The following is an 18062-nucleotide window of genomic DNA, read 5'->3' as shown; positions in this document are numbered from 1 at the left end:
CCGCCTAGCCCTCCACGGGCGCCAGCGGACGCGCCTCGATGCGGAACAGCCCCATCGCTCTGAGGATCGCCTTCTCGACCGCCGCCTCGCTCTCGCCGCGCAAGCGGTAGCGGCCGCTGATATGGTAGTAGGAGCCTTTGCCGTCGAGAATCTCGCCCGGCTGCGGCGTCCACTCGTCATAGATTTCCGGCACGACGCCGAGCAGCGAGGAGACCGAGACGACCTCAGCCGGCGTGCCGGGAGGCTCGGGGAACTGGATCAGCCCGCCGTGCACGCCCTCCTGGGGAGCCTGCAGCGGCTCGAACGTGCCGAGCTCGATGCGGATCCACTCCTCGCACAGGTTGACGCCGTACAGATCGACGGTCAGGAACGGCGTCTCCGCCCCGCCCATGCGCGCGCCGATCTCCAGGAACACCGCCTCGCGGCCGTCCCGGTCGATCACCTCCAGATGGAAGCAGCCGTCCGTCAGCTCGAGCGAGCGCAGCGTCTCCTCCGTGAAGCGCTGCAGACGGTCCCGCAGCTCCTGCCGGTCGGTGACGATGAACGAGCCGTTCGGCCGTCCCTCGGCGAAGCCGAGGCAGCCCCCGACATACTGGGACGGCGCATAGAACGCCAGCTCGCCGTCTTTGACCAATCCGTCGATATGGAAGATCGGCCCGGCGACGAACTCCTCCACCTGGCAGTCTCCGGCCATGCCTGCCTCATGCACGGCGCGCAGCGCCTCGCGCAGCTGCCGCTCGTCCTCGGCGCGCCTCACGCCCTGGCTCGCCGCGCCGCGGCGCGGCTTGACGATGAGCGGATACCCGGTCTCGCGGGCGAATGCGAGCGCCGCTTCCTCGTCCGCTCCGTCGAGGAAGCGCGGCACGCGGATGCCGTCCCGCCGCAGCCGCTCCTTCATGACGATCTTGTCCCGATACAGGGAGATGCGGTCCAGTCCGACGCCGGGAATGGCGAGCTCGGAGCGCAGCCGCGCCGCATGGCTCAGATCGAACTCCGACAGCGCGATCAGCAGGTCGAAGCCGCCCAGGCGCGCGGACGCGTCCGACAATGCGGCCCGCAGCGGCTCGTAGGCTTCCAGCTCGGCCAGCTCATGCACTTCCGCCGCCAGCGGCTCCACGGCGGCGATGTCCTTGCGCCCCCGCGCGTTGACGAAGTAGGCGACCTGGTCGCGGGAGTGGTCGATGACGCGGGAGTAGTCGACGAAGCCGCCGAGCACGACGTCGCCGAAGCGATGGATGACGGCGATTTTCCGGGATGGGGTCATAATGGTCCTCCTTGTGCCCTCTTGGGGGATGTTCTGCTCGATCGGTCAAACGGAAAGCCGCCTCCGCTTCAGGCAGAGGCGCCTTGGGCGGCGGGTCCGGCGGCAGGCCGGGCGGCGCTGAAAAAGCCGCGCCGGATGCGGCGGATGAGCAGCGACTGCAGGATGCCGCAGGCGACGAACAGCGCGCCGAGCGCCGAGAACAGCACGGCTCCGTCCGTCGCGGCGTAGAGCAGGCCGCCCAGCGCGGGGCCGAGCGCCAGCGGGACATGCATGTGCAGGCCGAAAATCGCGAAGTACCAGCCGCGCTCCTGCTCCGGCGCGAGCTCGGCGACCGTGTTTTGCAGATGCGGCCCGATCAGCATCTCCGCCACGGAGAAGACGAGCTCGACGACGAACAGCAGCAGCAGCACGGTCGAGAACGCGTAGCCGACCGACACGGCGGCGAACATGCCGTAGGAGACGGCCGCCGCGAGCGAGGCGGACAGGCGCTTCGTGCGGGCGATGATCCATAGCTGCAGCGCGATGACGAGGATGCCGTTGAACGTCATCAGCGAGGCGAGCACGTCCTCGGGACGGGCGAACGACTCGCCGAAGTGGAACGGCAGGATCGAGATGACGAGCGCGAAGATGAGGCCGATCGGCATCGCCAGCGACGTCAGGCCAAGCAGCGCGCGGCGGCGCGCGGCGGCATCCGGCGCAGCGGCATCCGGCGCGGCCGGCCGGCTCGCTTCGGCGGCAGCGCCGCCGGCAGTTCCCGGCTCCTCGGCATCCGCTCCCCGGGCGCCGGCAGGCCGCCGGGGCGTGCCCGGCCGCGTCTCCGGCACTTTGGACAGCACGAGAAAAAGATACGCGAGCAGCAGGAGCGCGCCGGCCGCGAACACGACGTTCTCCCCGGCGCGCAGCAGCAGGAGGCCGGCCGCCGGGCCGAAGGCGGCGCCGACGTTGGAGGCGGTGTGCAGCAGCGCGAACACCTCCCGCTGCCGCTCCGACGGAACGACATCGGCGACCATCGCGTTGGCCGCCGGGTTGAACAGCGCCGAGCCGACGCCCATGACGGCGGTGATGGCCGCGAACGCCCACACCTGCTCGGCGAACGCGTACGCGCCCATGCACGCCGCCTGCAGCAGCAGCGCGCCGAGCATGACCGGGCGGCGGCCGAGCCGGTCGCTCACTCCGCCGGCGAGGAAGCTCGTCGCCATCGAGGCGAACGGCTGGAGGCCGATGACGAGCATCGCGAGCAGCAGCGAGCCGCCCGACTGCTCGTACAGGTAGAGCGCCAGGAACGGACGGATCAGAAACGTCGTCGTCGCCGTGACGGCGTTGCCGCAGATGCGGATCCAGAGCGCCGCGTCATAGCGCCGGATCAAGCCGCCGGCGCGGGCGAGAGGCGAGCCGAAACGTCCGCTCATCCGGCCGTCCGGACGCCGGCACGCTCCAGCCGGGCGGCGGCGGCGGCGAGCGCGGCTTCCGTTTCGGCGCGCGAGATGCCGGGCACCTGGCAGCCGAGCAGCCAGACGGAGCGCGTCTGCGCCGTCACCTTTTGCGCCTCGCCGTCGCGGTAGCAGAAGCGCGAGAGCACCTTCTCCTCGTCGGCCAGCACGAGCACGCCGGCGGGAAGCTCGGCCGCCTCCGGCTCGCCGAGCCCTTGGAACGGCTCGCCGCCTTGCGTGAAGTCGAGCCGCAGGCTGCCGGCGACGGCGGCGGAGTCGAACGCGCCGAGCGGAATCCGATGCTCGAGGGCGGCGAGGTTGACCGCGTCGACGGCCGGATGGATCAGCGGCAGCCGCGCCAGCTCGTCCTGGATGAAGAACCGCTGCAGCAGGTTCTGCACCGACGGCGGCGTTTTTTTCGGATCGAGCCCGATGCGGCGATAAAATTCGCTGTACGCGCGGATGCGCGGGTCGTCCGCGACCTCCGCCTTGCTGCGGCCGCGCCAGCGTTCATGAATCTCGTACCAGGCGGCGGTGTCGGGCGGCGCGGAGGCCGCCCTTTCGTCCAGGCCGAGCTCCCGCCCGTACACCTCGACCTCGCCCAGCTCGCGCCGGACCGCTTGCGCGATATGGATGGCTGTGAACATGAGGATCTCCCCCTTTGCGGTAGATGCGTGAAGTCAGACGATCGCGAGCTCGCGCCCGCTGCCGTCCGGTCCCGGCATGGCGTCGCCGATCCTCACGATGGAGGCGGCGTCGTAGCCGGCAAAGGCGTTGCGCGTATCGAGCACGGGCACGCCGGAGCGGACGATCTCGCCGAGATCGAACGCCGAATGCGCGGTCAGCAGCAGGATGCAGTCGTAGGAGGCGAGACGATGCGGATCGAGCTCCGCCGCCTGCTCCGGCCGATGCCCCTTCTCCGTGCGCACGCCGGCGCAGTGCGGATCATGGACGGCGAGGCGCGCTCCTTTTTCATGCAGCAGATCGTAGATCTCCAGGCTCGGCGATTCGCGCCAGTCGCCGACATCCGGCTTGTAGGCCATGCCGAGCAGCAGGATGCGGGAGTTCTTGACGCTCTTGCCCGAGCGGTTCAGCAGATCGGCGGTCTTCTGCACGACGTAGCGCGGCATGTTGCGGTTGAGGTCCTGCGACAGCTCGATGAACCGGCTGAAGAAATTCTCGCCCTTGGCCTTCCACGACAGGTACATCGGATCGAGCGGGATGCAATGGCCGCCGATGCCCGGGCCGGGGTAGAACGGCATGAAGCCGAACGGCTTGGTCGCCGCCGCCTGGATGACCTCCCAGACGTTGACCTCGATGCGGTCGCACAGCTGGGCGATTTCGTTGATGAACGCGATGTTGACGCTGCGGAACGTATTCTCCAGCAGCTTGGACATCTCGGCCGCGCGCGTCGAGCTGACCGGCACGACGCGCTCGACGATCGTCTCGTACAGCTTGACGCCGAGCTCCAGGCAGCGCGGCGTGCTGCCGCCGACCACCTTGGGCGTATTGCGGATGCGGAAGGTCTTGTTGCCGGGATCGACCCGCTCGGGCGAGTAGCACAGGAAAAAGTCCCGTCCCGCCTGCCGCCCGTCCGGCGCGAGCGCCGCGGCGACAAGCTCGTCCGTCGTGCCGGGATACGTCGTGCTCTCCAGCACGACGAGCGCTCCCGGCTTCAGATAGGCGCCGAGCTGCTCGACCGCCGAGGCGATGCAGCTCAGATCGGGCTCCTGATTGCGCGTCAGCGGCGTCGGCACGCAGATGCAGACCGCGTCGAGGCCGGCGATCGCGGCAAAATCCGTCGTCGCCTCGAAGCGGGCCAGCGCCGCGGCCGTCATTTTTTCCTGAACGTCGGGAATGTAGCACTCTCCCCTCCTCAGGCGGGCGACCTTGTCCTCCGACAGGTCGATGCCCGTCACCGCGAAGCCCGCCCCGGCGAACTCAAGCGCCAGCGGCAGTCCGACATATCCCATGCCGACGACTCCGATCCGCGCCTGCCGGCTCTCCAGCTTCGAAAGCAGCTCCATATGGGGTTCTCCTCCTTCAATCGCCGATCTCTTCTCCCGGCTCGAATCGTATCGCCTGCTCGACCTCCAGCAAGACATCGCCGGACGCCAGCAGCTCGTCGGCCGCGATCAGGATGTTGTAGTGGTTCGGAAAATGGCAATCGTCGAAGCCGAGCACCTCGCCGAGCAGCCGTCCGCCCGCGACGAGGCGGTCGCCGCGCTGAATGACGCCGCCGGCCTCGAATTCGGCAAAGCCGAGGAAGCCGACGCGGTCGATCGCGTCGCCGGCCGCGGCCGAAGCCTGCGTCGTCGTGACCAGCTCATGGATGTCGCCCTGCCGGATGCAGCGGGCGCGCTCCTCCATCAGCCGCATGCCGCGGTCCATGCGCTTGTGATGCAGCAGCTTCACCATGCGGCCGCGCACGATCCGCTTGTCGGCGAGCCTCACGAGCGGACCGTCTCCGCCAAGTACGTGTCGCGCACGAGCCGCACCGCGTCCAGCCCGTCCTCGCCGTGGCAGCCGCCCGCCTCAATCTTGGCGTCGAAGTCGCGCAGAATCTCCGCGTATTCGTGGTACAGCGACGACTTGAACGCCTCGAAGCCCGCCAGCATGTCGACGTTCAGCTCCGTGCCGTCCTTCAGCCGGATGAGCACTTCCTTCTTCTCGCCGTGCGGGTACGCCCAGTCCAGATGCACCGACACCGGCACGCCCGTCTCCGACACGAGCTCCACGCGCGCCTCCGTGTCGGCCTGGCCGGTCCAGGAAATATCCGCCGAGACGACATCCAGCCGGCCGAGGAAAAAGGCGAGCGTGTCGTACACGTTCGGGCCGTTGTCGGCGATGCAGCCGCCGCCGCAGCGCGCCGGATCGAGGTACCAGCGGTCCTCCCCGGCATGCTCCTCGATCTTTTCCAGGTAGCGCGCCTCGACCGAGGCGATCTCGTCGCGCGTGGAGATGCGCTCCAGCGCCTGCTGGAAATGCACGTTGTAGCGGCGGTGAAACGCGGTGAACAACGTCTTGCCCGTGCTGCGCGACCAGGCGGCGAGCTCCCCGGCCTCCTGCAGCGTCAGCGCCATCGGCTTCTCGCAGCATACATGCTTGCCCGCCAGCATCGCCTCGCGGCAGATTTCGTAATGCTTGTCGTTCGGGACGTTCACGATGACCGCGTCGAGATTTTGCTGGCGCAGCAGCTCGCGGTAATCCCGATAGGCATGCAGGCCTTCTTCCTGAAAGGCCGCGATGCGCTCGAGGTTGAGGTCGCAGACAGCCGCCAGCTGCGGCAGTCCGGCCTCATTCCGCATCGCATGCACATAAAATTTCGAGATGACGCCCATTCCGATCAAACCGACTTTCCTTGCCATTGCCGATCGCCTCCTTCTTCTGCCGAGCCGTTAGATTCGTAATCGCCGTCCGCCGGCCATGCAGGCCGCGCTCCGACCGTCAGCCGCGCTCTGCCGCCGCCGGCTCGCGCGGCGGGACCAGTCCGAGCCGCTCGGCCAGCCCGTCCAGCTGCCGCGCGAGCGCAGCGTCCAGCTCCACCTGCTCCCGGCTCGCCCGAGCCGCCTCCAGAAAGCCCGGATAGACGACCCGGCCGCCCTCGCGCGCCGGCGGACAGGCGAGCAAGGCGCCGAGCATGCCGCCCATCTCGCGCTCGAAGCCTCCGTCCGGGCGGAAGCGCGCCGGGTCGATCGCCAGGAAGAAATGTCCGACATTCGCGTCCTCCGCGCCGGCTTCCCGGCCTTCGGGCGAGAGCAGCCGCTCATGCGGCCCCATCTCCGCCCCGGACAGCGCCCCGCAGAGGATGTCGACCATAAGAGCGAGGCCGAAGCCTTTGGCGCCGCCGGTCGCCAGGTCGCCGCCGAGCAGCTGCAGATGGCCGCGCCCTTCCTCGTAGGCGGCCGGGTCGGTCACCGGCCGGCCCTCGTCGTCGACCAGCCAGCCCTCCGGGATCGGCTCGCCCCGGCGCAGCGCCGCCTTGATCTTGCCGGTGGCGACGACCGTCGTGCTCATGTCGAGCTGGAACGGCGGATGCCCTTCTCCCGGCGCGCCCATGGCGATCGGGTTCGTGCCGAGCATCGCCGCCGAGCCGCCCGGAGGGCGGGCGATCGCCTGCGAGCCGAGGTTCGTCATGGCGATGCCGATCATGCCCCGGCGCACCGCCTGCTGCGTGTAGTAGCCCGCGCTGCCGAAATGCGACGAGCGCCGCACCGCGACGCAGCCGATGCCCGTCTCGGCCGCCTTGGCGATCGCGAGCTCCATCGCCCGGGCTCCGGCGGCCAGGCCGAGCCCGCCGCGGGCGTCCAGCGCCGCGATCGAGGCCGTCTCCGCCGTCAGCTCGAACTCCGCCTGGGGGTCGATGCGGCCGTCCAGCAGCCGCGCGACGTAGATGCGCTCGAGATTGGCGACGCCATGCGTGTCGAAGCCGTTCTCGTCGGCGTAGCAGAGCACCTCTGCGGCTGTCCGGGCCGTCGCCTCGGGCGCTCCGCAGGCCCGGAACGCCTCCTCCGCGAACCGCCGCAGCTCCTGCGCCGGCACGATTTTGACGCTTGTCATGCGCTTCCCGTCCTCTCCAGCTGCCGCTTTCTGCGCGCCGTGCGGGCGAAAGCGAGCAGCAGCTCCTTGATCTGTCCGGCGTACCGCTCCAGCTCCGCGAGCTCCATGCTCTCGCGGGCCGTATGCGCGCCGTTCCCCTCCAGGCTGCCCGGTCCGTATACGACCGTGTAGCAGCCTTTGGCCATCATCCACATCGCGTCGCAGGTGAAGGCGCGTTCCGGCCGGTCGTCCGGATTGCGCTCCCAGCCGAGGCCGCTCAGCAGCCGCTCCCATGCAGGATGGCGGTTGTCCAGCACCGGCAGGCCGCTCTTCACCCAGCTCAGCCGGCAGAGCCGCGTAGCTTCGCGGGCCGTGCGGCGCGCCTCCGGCACGTCCGCCCATTCGTCCGCGAAGCGCAGCAGCGCGTCGCGCGCGCACCGCTCCGTCAGCAGGCGCAGCTTTTCACCGGCAAAGGCCGACGGATAAGCGATGTTGAGCAGCAGCGTGCCGGTACCGTACACCTTGTTGTGCATCCCGCCCGTATGGAGGCCGGCCAGGCACACCTTGCCGCCGAGCTCGCGCGCCGGCTCCGCCAGGCCGCGCAGCAGCGCCGCGCCGACCTGCCCGAGCAGCAGCGTCGCGTTGTGCCCCGCTTGCGGAGCGTCGTCGGTCGCGTCCTCTCCGAACATCTCGACCCGCGCCGTCATCGACGTCGTCGAACGGTCGAACCACACGCCGCCCGAAGGCTCGGCGAACACGTTCAGCGCGCCGACATGCCCGAGCTCGGCCAGCTCCCGCGTGCCGCAGACGCCCATCGCGCCGCCCTCTTCGCCGCAGACGCTCTGCACGAGCACCGAGCAGCGCTCCGCCAGCTCCGGGTCCTCCGCCAGCGCCGCCTCGATGCCGGCGAGCAGCGCGACGCCGGCGCCCTTCATGTCGGCGCTGCCCCGGCCGTAGAAGCGGACGCCGTCGAAGCCGATCTCCTGCCCGCCGTCCGCGACGGTATCCATATGGAAGTTGAACGCGATCGTCTCCTCCCGGGGCCGCTCCCGGCCGATGCGCAGCAGCAGGTTCGGCTGGGCGGCGAGGAACGCCTGCTCGCCCATCCGCTCCGCCTGCCGCAGCACGCTCAGCGGCACGCCGTCCCGCCGCAGCGCCTCGGGCGGAGCCGGAGCGAGCAGCAGCTGCGCCGCTCCGGTCCGCCGCGCCGCGAACGCGGCGTACGCCTGCTGCGCCTCCGGCAGCCGTCCGGGAGCGTCCGACTCGAGCGGCGACACGGTGTCGAGCCGCAGCAGCGCCAGCAGCAGCTCGGCATGTTCGTCCGTGAACAGCCTCGCCGCGCTCACGCCGGCTCCTCCCCGGCGGCCGCCGCTTCGGAGCGGGCGTCCGCCCGGACCGCGGCGAGCAGCCGCTCCAGCTCGCGGCCGTACGCCGCGTACGCCTCCAGCTGGCCCGCGCCGCCGCCGCGCTCGCCCAGATGCGGCACGACATGCAGATGCGGCTCGATCGCGAGCAGTCCCGTATAGCCGGCGTCCAGCAGTAGGCCGAGGCATTCGGCTACGCCGGCGTCGCCGCGTCCGGGCAGCGTGTACATCGCCTTGCCGTTCTCGAGCCGGCCGTCCTTCACATGCACATGCTCGACATAGGGCAGCGCCCGGCGCAGGTAGTCCGGCGCCGAGTAGCGGTAGGCGATGCCGTTGCCGGTATCCATCAGCAGGCGCAGCGACGGGCGGCCCACCGCCTCGACGAGCCGCAGCGCCCGCTCGGGGTCGCAGCCGGCCCATCCGGCGCAGTTCTCATGCAGCAGCGTGACGCCGCAGCGGCCGGCCTGCTCGGCGAGCCGGTCCATCCGCTCCAGCACGCTTTTTTCCCAGTCGGACTCGCTCAGCCCGTCGTTCGGCCAGGACATGACCCTCAGGCCCCATCCGCCCAGCCGCAGCAGCCGCTCGGCGCAGCGCTCCAGCTCCTCCAGCTCCCGCTCGTACGGAGTGGAGATCGTCCGCTCCCAGTTGCCGATGCGCGAGTCGGCGATCGAGGCCTTCAGCCCCGCGCCCGACAGCAGCCTCCGGGCCTTGCCGGTCAGCGCGTCGTCCCAGTCGGCGAACGCGGCTCCGTCCGCCGAGCGCAGCTCCAGCTCCGTCCAGCCGAGCTCCGCATGGACCCGCGCCTGCTCCTCCAGCGAGGACGACGCCTCGTCGCCGATGCCCGACAGGGCGATGCCGCCGCGCTCAAGCATGCTGCGGCTCCTGGGCCAGGAACGAGACGACCGACCGGATGACGGCATCGACGTCGCCGTCCGGCATCTCGGGATAGAGCGGCAGCGCCAGCGAGCGGCTCGCGAACCGCTCGGCGCCGGGATAGTCTCCCGGACGGGCGCCGAGATCCGCGAACGCCGGCTGCAGCGGCAGCGCCGCCGGATAGTACACCTGCGTCTCCACGCCCGCCTGCTCCAGCTCCGCGCGCAGCTCGTCGCGCCGCTCGGCCTGCACGACATAGGTGTAGTACATGCGGCTTTCGTGATCGTCCACCGTCACGAGAAGCCTCGGGTCCAGCCCTGCGAACGCCTCGTGATAGCGGGCCGCAAGCTCGCGGCGGCGCTCCAGCAGCTGCCCGATGCGGCCGAGCTTGTGCAGCAGATAGCCGGCCAGCACCTCGTCCATCCGGCTGTTGTAGCCGAGCCGATGATGGAGGAAGCGGGTGACGCCGTCCTGCCCGTGGTTGCGCAGCATGCGGCAGCCGCGGGCGAGCTCCTCGTCGTCGGTCACGATGACCGCGCCGTCGCCGATGCCGCCGAGCGGCTTGGCCGGGAAAAAGGAGTACAGCCCCGCGTCGCCGTGGCGTCCGGCCGGAATGCCGCGCTGGGAGGCGCCGAGCGCGACCGCGCTGTCCTCCAGCACGAGCAGCCCGCGTTCTCGGGCGACGGCGCGGATCGCCTCCATGTCGGCCATGACGGAGAACAGATGCGTCGGGATGACGATCCGGCTCTGCGGCGTGACGCGCCGCTCGAGATCGGCCGGATCCATCATGCCGGTGCGCGGATCGGCGTCGACGAACACCGGATTCGCCCCGAGCAGCCGGATCGCGCTCGCCGTGGAGATGAACGAGAACGCCGGCGTCAGCACGTCGACGCCCGGACCCGCGCCCATCGTCCGCAGCAGCAGCACGAGCGCCGACGTGCCGTTCGCCGCCGCGACCGCGTGGGCCGCGCCGGTATAGGCGCAGATCGCCTCCTCCAGCCGCCGCACGTCTTCCTTGAGGATGAACTGGTCGGTCGTCCCCGAGCGGTACACCAGCTCCTTGATGAGGTCCTTGTCCGGCGCGAACCGCGCGCTGTAGTTGAAGAACGGCACGTTCATCGTGCAGCCACCTCCGCGTAGAATTCCTGGACGGCCCGGCAGACGAGCCTCGCCTCCTCGTCGGTCAGATCGGGATACATCGGCAGGCCGACGGCGCGTCCGGCAGCCCGCTCCGCATGCGGGAGCTGCCCCGGGCGTCCGCCCAGCTCCGCGAACGCCGGCTGCAGATGCAGCGGCAGCGGATAATACACCTCCGTGCCGATGCCCCTCGCCGTCAGATGCTCCACGAGCCCGTCGCGGTCGTCCGCTTCGATCAGATACACATAGTAGACGGCGTTCGCCGCTTCCGAGCCGGCCTGGATGACCGGCGTCGACACCTGCGGCACGGCCGCCAGCTCGCGGTCGTACAGCGCGGCCAGATGGGCGCGGCGGGCGATGTTCGCCGCCAGCGACTCCAGGCGCACGGCGATGACCGCCGCCTGCACGTCGTCCATGCGGCTGTTCCAGCCGATCTCGTGGTGGATGTACGGCTGCCCGGCCTCCTGTCCGTGGCTGCGCAGCCGGCGGGCGCGGGCCGCCAGTCCCGCGTCGTCCGTCAGGATCATGCCGGCGTCGCCGATCGCGCCCAGCGTCTTCGTCGGGAAGAACGACAGCACGCCGCCGCGTCCGTGCAGCCCGGCATGCACGCCGCCGCTGAACATGCCGATCCCCTCGGCGCTGTCCTCCAGCACCTGCAGTCCGTGGCGCCGCGCGATGTCGAGGATCGCCGGCATGTCCGCCATCTGCGTGAACAGATGGACCGGCATGATCGCCCGCGTGCGCTCGGTGATCCTGGCCTCGATCCCGGCCGGGTCGATCGCGTAGGTGGCCGGATCGATGTCGCAGAACACCGGGGTCGCGCCGGCGTGAGCGACGCAGGATGCCGTCGCGAAGAAGGAGTAGCCCGGGACGATCACCTCGTCGCCGGGGCCGATGCCGGCCGCCTGCAGCAGCAGGATGAGCGCGTCGGTCGCGTTGCCGACGGCAATCGCGTGGCGAGCTCCCGTATAGCGCTCCAGCGCCTGCTCGAGCCGCGCGACCTCCGGTCCGTTCGTGAACTGGCCCCCGTCGATGACCCGGTCCAGCCGCTCCGACAGCCGGGGCCACGCTTCCTCGAAGGAGCGCGCTCCCGTATAAAAGGCAATGCTCATGATCGATGCCCCTCTCTGGCGTCTTGGCCTCTTTTTCGTTGCTCAGCCGCCGGCGGCTGCCGGACGGGCCGGCCGCTCGCGGGCGGGAATCGCCTTGGCGTCTTCCAGAACCTTCATGACCGCGCGGTTGAAAGCGGCGCCGCTGAGCGGACTCGATCCGATGCCGGCGTAATAGAGATAGAACTCCTCCAGCACGGCCGTCAGCGGATCGTCCTCCAGCCATAGCTGCTCGACGATCCGTCCGTCCCGGCTCCTCACCTCGAGCCAGGAATAGCTGTCGTCGCCGCTGGCCGGGAAGTAGCCGGTCACGGCCGCGTCGTCGAATTCCAGCTCGAGCCTGCGCTCCCGCACCGGGCTCATGAGATCCGAGCGGATGCGGGAAACGGCGCCTGCGGCATGCTGCAGCGTCAGCTCGGCCCGTCCGAGCAGCGGCAGCCGCCGCTCGCCGACGACCATGTCCTCGGCCGCCGCGCCTGTCACCTGCGCCGCCTCGCCGCCGAGCGCGAGCGCCAGCGCGGCCAGATGCGGCAGCTCGACGTCGAACGCGCTGTCGTGGCCCGGCTGCCGCAGGCTGCGGGACAGGCGGGCCTTGTTCTGGCAGGCGTCGATGCTCCGCAGCCTTCCGAGGCGGCCGCTGTCCATCCGCTGGCGGATCGTCTTGTAGAGCGCGCTGGACAGCCAGTTCGCCACGACGAGCAGATCGAGGCCGCAGCGCCGCTGCAGCGACAGGATCGCATCCGCCTCCTCCAGCGTGCCGGCCAGCGGCTTTTCGACGATCAACCGACGGTAGCCGTGCCGCGCCGCCTGCTCCGCCGCCTCGGCATGCTGGCCCGGCGGCGTGCACACATGCACGACCGTCCGCTCCGGCGGGTAGTCGCGCGCCGCCTCCGGCCAGCCCGCCAGCAGCGCCGCGTCCGGCGGAGCCGCCTCCTCCCCCGTCAGCCCCGGATCGAGCACGCCGACCGGGCCTTGCAGGCGCCCCCGCAGCGACGGCAGTGCCGCCGCCTTGCGCAGGCAGGGCAGATGCAGCTCGCGGCCCGCGCGGCCGAAGCCGACGAGCAGCGACCGCAGCGGCTCAGACATGCTGGGCCTTGCCGGTCGCCTGCTTGAGCTCGCCGATGAATCGGCCGACCTCGGCCTCGACCTGATCCGCCGGCGTGCGGCGGATCAGGTTGACGAGCGCGCTGCCGACGATCGCCCCATCGGCGTAGCGGCTGACCTCCTCCACATGGCCGGCATGGGAGATGCCGAAGCCGACCGCGAGCGGCAGCTCCGTCCGGCGGCGGACCTCGTCCAGGAAGCGCTCCAGCTCCTCCGGCATCCGCTCCCGCTCGCCGGTCACCCCGGCGACCGAGATGCAGTAGAGGAAGCCGCTGCCCTGCTCGACCACCGCCTGCGCCCGCTCCGGCGTCGTCGTCGGCGCGATGAAGAAGATCAGGTCCCGCCCTTGCGGACGGAACACGTCGACCCAAGGCGCGGCCATCGTCGACGGCAGATCGGGGATGATGAAGCCGTCCACGCCGGCCAGCGCCGCGTCATGGGCCAGCTTCTCCAGGCCGTAGGCGAGAAAGGAATTCGCATAGCCCATCAGCACGACCGGCAGCTTCAGCCCCTCGCGCCGCATTCCGGCGACCGTCTCCAGGCAGTCGCGCAGCCGGGTGCCGCCAAGCACCGCCTGCAGGCTCGCCTCCTGGATGACCGGCCCGTCGGCGAGCGGATCGGCATAAGGCACGCCGAGCTCGATCATGTCCGCGCCCGCATCCGCGATCGCGCGGATCAGTCCCGGCGTGCTTCCCGGCTCGGGGTAGCCGCATGGCAGATAAGGGATGAGCGCCTTCTCGCCGCGCTCCTTCAGCCTGCTGAACATCGTTTCGATCCGGCTCATGCCCTCGCTCCTTCCAGCTCCAGCTTGTCCAGCGCCTCGATGGCCTGGCTCAGATCCTTGTCTCCGCGCCCCGACAGGTTGACCAGCACGATCTGTCCCGGCTCCATCGACGGCGCCAGCTTCAGCGCGTGCGCCACCGCATGGGCCGACTCCAGCGCCGGCAGGATGCCCTCCGTCCGGCACAGGCAGCGGAACGCCTCCAGCGCCTCGCGGTCGGTCGCCGACGTGTACTCCACGCGGCCGCTGTCCTTGAGGTAGCTGTGCTGCGGGCCAGCGCCCGGATAATCGAGGCCCGGCGCGATGCTGTGCGTCTCGCGGATGCCGCCGTGCTCGTCCTGCAGCATGTAGGTCAGGCTGCCCTGGATGATGCCGAGCGTGCCCTGCACGAGCGGAGCCGCGTGCTTGCCCGACTCCAGCCCCTCGCCGGCCGCCTGCACGCCGATCAGGCGCACCGCGGGGTCGCTCAGGAAGCCGCTGAAGATGCCGATCGCGTTGCTGCCGCCGCCGACGCAGGCGACGACCGCGTCCGGCAGCCGGCCCTCCGCCTGCAGCAGCTGCTCGCGGGCTTCGCGGCCGATGACGGACTGGAAGTCGCGCACGATCTCGGGAAACGGCTGCGGTCCGACCGCCGAGCCGAGCAGGTAATGCGTCGTGTCGACGTTCGCGATCCAGTCGCGGATCGCTTCGCTGATCGCGTCCTTGAGCGTCTGCTGTCCGAGCGTGACGAGCCTCAGGTCGGCTCCGAGCAGCTTCATGCGCTGCACGTTCGGTGCCTGGCGGGCCGCATCGACCGCGCCCATGTAGACGACGCATTCGAGGCCCAGCTTGCAGCAGGCGGTCGCGACCGCGACGCCGTGCTGGCCCGCTCCGGTCTCCGCGACGATGCGCTTCTTGCCCATGCGCTTTGCCAGCAGCGCCTGCGCCAGCGCGTTGTTGATCTTGTGCGCGCCGGTATGGGTCAAGTCCTCCCGCTTGAGGTACACGCGCGCTCCGCCCCGCTCTCCGCTCAGCCGCTCCAGCGGCGTGATCGGCGTCGGCCGGCCGACGAACTCCCGCAGCAGCCGGTCGATCTGCGCAAGGAACGTCCCGTCCTCGCGGACGGCCGCATACTCCCGCTTCAGCTCCTCCAGATTGCGAATCAGCGTCTCCGCGACGAATGCCCCGCCGAACGGGCCGTAGAACTCGTTCATCCCGCCACTCCTTCCTTTCCTGCCGCAGCCTCTTCGGCCGCTCCGCCTTCCGCCTCTCGTCCGACGAAGCGGCGCACCGCCTCGCCCGGATCGGCGGCGCTCAGAATCGCCTCGCCGACGAGCATCGCGTCGAACCCGTCGCTTTGCGCCTGCAACGCATCAGAGCGAGAATGCATGCCGCTCTCGCTTACGGTGACGATGTCCTCCCCGAGCAGCGCCCGGATTTGGCCCGCCCGCCGGATGTCCACCTCGAACGTCTGCAGGTCGCGGTTGTTGATGCCGACGATTTTCGCTCCGGCGCCAAGCGCCCGCTCCGCGTCGGCCGGCGTGAAGCATTCCGCGATGACGCCCATGCCCAGCTCTCCCGCCAGCGCGAGCAGCTCGGCCAGCTGCCGGTCGTCCGGCACCGAGCGCACGATGACGAGCGCCGCGTCCGCGCCGACCGCGCGGGCCTCGAGGATCTGGTACTCGTCCACGATGAAGTCCTTGTACATCACCGGCAGCGACAGCCCGCCGAGATTGGCCACCTGCTCCACGACCGACGCTCCGTTGCCGAAAAACGCCTCGTCCGCCAGCACCGAGATCGCGCTGGCTCCGCCCGCCTCATACGCCCTCGCCAGCTGCTCCGGCTCGAACTTCGCGCGGAATTCCCCCTTCGACGGCGACTTGCGCTTGATCTCGGCGATCAGCGAGATGCCCGGCGCCTTCAGCGCCCCTCGGAAATCCCGCGGCGCTCTCGCCGCAGCCAGCTTGTCCCGCAGCCGCGCGGCGCTCGCCTCTCTTTTTTTGCGCTCCAGCTCTACACGCTTGTGGGCTACGATTTCGTCCAGCATGAACATGCCTAGCCTTCAGCTCCTTCCCGATAGGCGGATGTCCGCCGATTTCGGCCGATTGCGCGCGCGTTTGGGCGCGGCTCTTGCCTGCTGATGTAAAAGGATGGGGAAACTGCGTCCATCATAGTCAAAACGGCCGCATCGTCATATGCCCTAAATTGGGTATTGTAGGAGCCGATTGCCCGCGCTTCCAGGCGGGGCAAGAGCCTATCGCTTCAAAAACCGGATGAAGAACTCCCCTTTATGGTTCACGCCGGTCTTTGCATATATTTTTTTGATGAACGTCCGCACCGTCTGCTCGGCAATGCCGAGCCGCTCCGCGATCTCCTCCACGGTCAGCCCCTCCAGCCAGTCGCCGGCGACCTGCATTTCGCGGAAGGTCAGCCGATGCTCCTCCAGCCGCTTTTGGACCGTGTCCGGATCGGACGCCGCACGCTCCGTCCGCCCCTCTACGGAGCGCGCCAGCTGCTGCAGCAGCGGCACGCGGAACGCAAGCTCGCCGCTCGGCGGGCTGCCGAGCGCCACGTATCCGCTGGTCCGAGCCTCCCGCCGCAGCGGCGAGCAGATCCAGGACAACGCCCCGAAGGCCCGCTTGTCATGCTCCAGCCCTTCGACGACGGACAGCCGGCCGGTCGCCATAGCCAGCGCTACCGCATTGCGGCCCGCCTGCTCCCGCGCCAGGCTGGCCCCGGCGCGCAGTCCGGCCTCCCCCAGCCGGGACGTCAGCCGGCTTTCGCCTTGGATATGGCGCACGACGCCCGCTTCATCCGCATAGAGGAACAGATGCGGCTTGACGAGCGTCAGCTTCTCGATCTCTCCGGCCAGCTTCCGGATTGCCTCCGCATGCTTGGCATGCGGGCCCAAATCCGTCTTTTCCTTCTGTTCTCCGGGCCTCTCCCGTTCCTGCTTGTCCGCCGGGTTCCTGTCGAAGTCGTCGACGGTGCACCAGGGCTTGAGCGGCTTGCGTATCGCGCGTATTCCTGCTTCCCTTCTCCTCATCGCTGCCTCCTCTGTCGGTGTCAGATCTTCCCCGTGCTGCAGAGTTCCCCCTTTTTCGCATCGGATTAAATGAATCCTAGCAAGTTGGCGATGAAAAAACTGTCGAATCCCATAAATTTTAATTTAATTGACTTAAATTGGTTCAAATGATGCGAAAAAACCCTGGGCGCCGAAGCGTCCAGGGTCAAGGGATCGAAGGTATTCATTAGGTCTCCAGAACGACAACAGCCGAAGCGAGCTGCCGCTCATGCGTGATGCTGACATGCAGCGCCGCCGAAGGGCCGAGCCCGAGGGCGGCCGCGGAGCGGGCGGAGAGCCGGCAGACCGGCTTGCCCGACGGCGCGCGCAGGATCGAGACGTCGCGGAAGCCGGCGCTCGCTCCGATGCCGCAGCCGAGCGCCTTGACGGCCGCTTCCTTGGCGGCGAAGCGGCCGGCGGCGAACTCCGCCAGCCTGCGCCCCGCAAGGCCGGCGGCAAGCTCCAGCTCCTCGTCGGTCAGAATGCGGCGGAGGAATTTCGCTCCGGCCTCGCCTGCGAGCATCCGCTCCACGCGGCCGATGTCGCATAGATCATGGCCGATGCCGGCGATCATCGGACGTGCCTCAGATGCCCGGGATCGGGGCGCGCTTGTGCATCGTCTTGACGTACTGCTTCTCCAGCAGCTCGCGCGCGGCATCCGGAATCTCGCGGCCTTCCAGATAGGCGCTGTTGTCGTCGTACTTGATGCCGAGCTCTCCCTCGTCGGTCTGGCCTTCCCAGAGGCCGGCCGTCGGAGCCTTGTCCTGGACGCTCCGCGGCACGCCGAGCGCGGCGGCCAGCTGGCGCACCTGATGCTTGTTGAGCGTGCTGAGCGGAGTGATGTCGACCGCTCCGTCGCCCCATTTGGTGTAGAATCCGGTGACCGCTTCGGACGCGTGGTCGGTGCCGACGACGAGCAGATTGAGCTCGCCGGCCAGCGCATACTGGGTCACCATCCGCGTGCGCGCCTTGATGTTGCCCTTGACGCCCCGGTTCACATGGCGGGACAAGCCGATCGACTTGAGGGCGTGCTCGACCTCGAGCGCGATCTCGTCCACCGCCTCGGCGATGTTCGTCTCGACGCGGTGCTTGAGCTCGAACGCCTCGGCGACCTCGTAGCTGTGCGCGATGTCCGACTGCTCGCCGTAAGGCTGGAATACGCCAAGCGTCATGTACTCGCGGCCCTTCTCCTGCGTCAGCTCGTCCGTCGCGCGCTTGCACAGGCCGGCGGCCACGGCGCTGTCGATGCCGCCGCTGATCGCGATCAGCAGGCCCGAAGCGCCGGCGCCGACGACATACTCCTTGAGGAAGTCCACCCTGCGGCGGATTTCCTGCTCCGGATCGATGCTCGGCTTGACGCCGAGCGCGGCTATGATTTCCTGCTGCATGCTCATGGCTTTGTTCCTCCTTTGAAAATC

Annotated in this window: 18 protein-coding genes; all 18 read right to left on the bottom strand. The window is 69.5% G+C overall.

Going from position 1 to position 18062, the window contains the following annotated elements; all coding sequences use genetic code 11:
- Positions 1–4: 4 nt before the first annotated feature.
- The 18 genes from NYE40_RS06080 to nadE all read right to left on the bottom strand — a co-directional run bounded on the left by NYE40_RS06080 (position 5) and on the right by nadE (position 18038).
- Positions 5–1264: an ATP-grasp domain-containing protein gene (locus NYE40_RS06080; RefSeq protein ID WP_101808669.1), complete on the bottom strand. Its 1260-nt coding sequence runs from the start codon at positions 1262–1264 to the stop codon at positions 5–7.
- 68 nt (positions 1265–1332) lie between these two features.
- Positions 1333–2673 carry an MFS transporter gene (locus tag NYE40_RS06075; protein WP_101808668.1) on the bottom strand — a complete coding sequence of 447 codons (1341 nt, stop codon included), beginning with the start codon at positions 2671–2673 and terminating at the stop codon, positions 1333–1335.
- The gene (locus NYE40_RS06070; protein ID WP_101808667.1) at positions 2670–3341 is read right to left on the bottom strand and encodes a phenylalanine--tRNA ligase beta subunit-related protein; all 672 of its coding nucleotides are present in this window, start codon (positions 3339–3341) and stop codon (positions 2670–2672) included. The genes NYE40_RS06075 and NYE40_RS06070 overlap by 4 nt, the downstream gene beginning before the upstream one ends.
- Positions 3342–3374: 33 nt before the next feature.
- A complete protein-coding gene (locus tag NYE40_RS06065; protein ID WP_101808666.1) occupies positions 3375–4721 on the bottom strand; it encodes a nucleotide sugar dehydrogenase in 1347 nt (448 codons plus the stop codon).
- Positions 4722–4737: 16 nt separating this feature from the next.
- On the bottom strand, positions 4738–5148 hold the full coding sequence (locus NYE40_RS06060; RefSeq protein WP_028597889.1) for a hypothetical protein: 411 nt from the start codon (positions 5146–5148) through the stop codon (positions 4738–4740).
- Positions 5145–6062, bottom strand: a complete 918-nt coding sequence (locus NYE40_RS06055; protein ID WP_028597888.1) for a Gfo/Idh/MocA family oxidoreductase — start codon at positions 6060–6062, stop codon at positions 5145–5147. Before NYE40_RS06055 ends, NYE40_RS06060 begins: the two co-directional genes overlap by 4 nt.
- Before the next feature lie 79 nt (positions 6063–6141).
- Positions 6142–7254: an Ldh family oxidoreductase gene (locus NYE40_RS06050; RefSeq protein ID WP_101808665.1), complete on the bottom strand. Its 1113-nt coding sequence runs from the start codon at positions 7252–7254 to the stop codon at positions 6142–6144.
- Positions 7251–8579 (bottom strand): M20/M25/M40 family metallo-hydrolase, encoded by a 1329-nt coding sequence (locus tag NYE40_RS06045; protein ID WP_219623324.1) that lies wholly within the window; start codon positions 8577–8579, stop codon positions 7251–7253. Before NYE40_RS06045 ends, NYE40_RS06050 begins: the two co-directional genes overlap by 4 nt.
- The gene (locus NYE40_RS06040) at positions 8576–9469 is read right to left on the bottom strand and encodes a sugar phosphate isomerase/epimerase family protein (RefSeq protein ID WP_219623323.1); all 894 of its coding nucleotides are present in this window, start codon (positions 9467–9469) and stop codon (positions 8576–8578) included. Before NYE40_RS06040 ends, NYE40_RS06045 begins: the two co-directional genes overlap by 4 nt.
- Positions 9462–10589, bottom strand: coding sequence for a DegT/DnrJ/EryC1/StrS family aminotransferase (locus NYE40_RS06035; RefSeq protein WP_028597886.1), 1128 nt, complete (start codon positions 10587–10589; stop codon positions 9462–9464). Before NYE40_RS06035 ends, NYE40_RS06040 begins: the two co-directional genes overlap by 8 nt.
- A complete protein-coding gene (locus NYE40_RS06030; RefSeq protein ID WP_043111006.1) occupies positions 10586–11719 on the bottom strand; it encodes a DegT/DnrJ/EryC1/StrS family aminotransferase in 1134 nt (377 codons plus the stop codon). Before NYE40_RS06030 ends, NYE40_RS06035 begins: the two co-directional genes overlap by 4 nt.
- Positions 11720–11761: 42 nt before the next feature.
- Positions 11762–12802 carry a Gfo/Idh/MocA family oxidoreductase gene (locus NYE40_RS06025; protein ID WP_043111005.1) on the bottom strand — a complete coding sequence of 347 codons (1041 nt, stop codon included), beginning with the start codon at positions 12800–12802 and terminating at the stop codon, positions 11762–11764.
- Positions 12795–13604 carry a tryptophan synthase subunit alpha gene (trpA, locus tag NYE40_RS06020; RefSeq protein WP_339279538.1) on the bottom strand — a complete coding sequence of 270 codons (810 nt, stop codon included), beginning with the start codon at positions 13602–13604 and terminating at the stop codon, positions 12795–12797. The genes NYE40_RS06025 and trpA overlap by 8 nt, the downstream gene beginning before the upstream one ends.
- Positions 13601–14794: a tryptophan synthase subunit beta gene (gene trpB / locus NYE40_RS06015; RefSeq protein WP_028597883.1), complete on the bottom strand. Its 1194-nt coding sequence runs from the start codon at positions 14792–14794 to the stop codon at positions 13601–13603. The genes trpA and trpB overlap by 4 nt, the downstream gene beginning before the upstream one ends.
- Positions 14791–15633, bottom strand: a complete 843-nt coding sequence (gene trpC, locus NYE40_RS06010) for an indole-3-glycerol phosphate synthase TrpC (RefSeq protein ID WP_084136741.1) — start codon at positions 15631–15633, stop codon at positions 14791–14793. The genes trpB and trpC overlap by 4 nt, the downstream gene beginning before the upstream one ends.
- 201 nt (positions 15634–15834) lie before the next feature.
- Positions 15835–16626, bottom strand: a complete 792-nt coding sequence (locus NYE40_RS06005; protein ID WP_101808661.1) for a LuxR C-terminal-related transcriptional regulator — start codon at positions 16624–16626, stop codon at positions 15835–15837.
- A gap of 205 nt (positions 16627–16831) precedes the next feature.
- The gene (gene acpS / locus NYE40_RS06000; protein WP_028597881.1) at positions 16832–17218 is read right to left on the bottom strand and encodes a holo-ACP synthase; all 387 of its coding nucleotides are present in this window, start codon (positions 17216–17218) and stop codon (positions 16832–16834) included.
- 10 nt (positions 17219–17228) lie between these two features.
- Positions 17229–18038, bottom strand: coding sequence for an ammonia-dependent NAD(+) synthetase (nadE, locus tag NYE40_RS05995; RefSeq protein ID WP_028597880.1), 810 nt, complete (start codon positions 18036–18038; stop codon positions 17229–17231).
- Positions 18039–18062: the final 24 nt, after the last annotated feature.

This window comes from Paenibacillus sp. FSL W8-1187 (genome assembly GCF_037965485.1).
In the GTDB taxonomy this organism is placed as follows: domain Bacteria; phylum Bacillota; class Bacilli; order Paenibacillales; family Paenibacillaceae; genus Paenibacillus_O; species Paenibacillus_O pasadenensis.
Note: the sequence above shows the minus strand (reverse complement) of the source record. Positions and strands in the feature narration are given on the sequence as shown.

What these genes read in the sequence shown, in the direction of transcription:
- NYE40_RS06080 (WP_101808669.1), bottom strand. Translation starts at nt 1,264, where the DNA reads ATGACCCCATCCCGGAAAATCGCCGTCATCCATCGCTTCGGCGACGTC.
- NYE40_RS06075 (WP_101808668.1), bottom strand. Translation starts at nt 2,673, where the DNA reads ATGAGCGGACGTTTCGGCTCGCCTCTCGCCCGCGCCGGCGGCTTGATC.
- NYE40_RS06070 (WP_101808667.1), bottom strand. Translation starts at nt 3,341, where the DNA reads ATGTTCACAGCCATCCATATCGCGCAAGCGGTCCGGCGCGAGCTGGGC.
- NYE40_RS06065 (WP_101808666.1), bottom strand. Translation starts at nt 4,721, where the DNA reads ATGGAGCTGCTTTCGAAGCTGGAGAGCCGGCAGGCGCGGATCGGAGTC.
- NYE40_RS06055 (WP_028597888.1), bottom strand. Translation starts at nt 6,062, where the DNA reads ATGGCAAGGAAAGTCGGTTTGATCGGAATGGGCGTCATCTCGAAATTT.
- NYE40_RS06050 (WP_101808665.1), bottom strand. Translation starts at nt 7,254, where the DNA reads ATGACAAGCGTCAAAATCGTGCCGGCGCAGGAGCTGCGGCGGTTCGCG.
- NYE40_RS06040 (WP_219623323.1), bottom strand. Translation starts at nt 9,469, where the DNA reads ATGCTTGAGCGCGGCGGCATCGCCCTGTCGGGCATCGGCGACGAGGCG.
- NYE40_RS06035 (WP_028597886.1), bottom strand. Translation starts at nt 10,589, where the DNA reads ATGAACGTGCCGTTCTTCAACTACAGCGCGCGGTTCGCGCCGGACAAG.
- NYE40_RS06030 (WP_043111006.1), bottom strand. Translation starts at nt 11,719, where the DNA reads ATGAGCATTGCCTTTTATACGGGAGCGCGCTCCTTCGAGGAAGCGTGG.
- NYE40_RS06025 (WP_043111005.1), bottom strand. Translation starts at nt 12,802, where the DNA reads ATGTCTGAGCCGCTGCGGTCGCTGCTCGTCGGCTTCGGCCGCGCGGGC.
- trpA (WP_339279538.1), bottom strand. Translation starts at nt 13,604, where the DNA reads ATGAGCCGGATCGAAACGATGTTCAGCAGGCTGAAGGAGCGCGGCGAG.
- trpB (WP_028597883.1), bottom strand. Translation starts at nt 14,794, where the DNA reads ATGAACGAGTTCTACGGCCCGTTCGGCGGGGCATTCGTCGCGGAGACG.
- trpC (WP_084136741.1), bottom strand. Translation starts at nt 15,633, where the DNA reads ATGTTCATGCTGGACGAAATCGTAGCCCACAAGCGTGTAGAGCTGGAG.
- NYE40_RS06005 (WP_101808661.1), bottom strand. Translation starts at nt 16,626, where the DNA reads ATGAGGAGAAGGGAAGCAGGAATACGCGCGATACGCAAGCCGCTCAAG.
- acpS (WP_028597881.1), bottom strand. Translation starts at nt 17,218, where the DNA reads ATGATCGCCGGCATCGGCCATGATCTATGCGACATCGGCCGCGTGGAG.
- nadE (WP_028597880.1), bottom strand. Translation starts at nt 18,038, where the DNA reads ATGAGCATGCAGCAGGAAATCATAGCCGCGCTCGGCGTCAAGCCGAGC.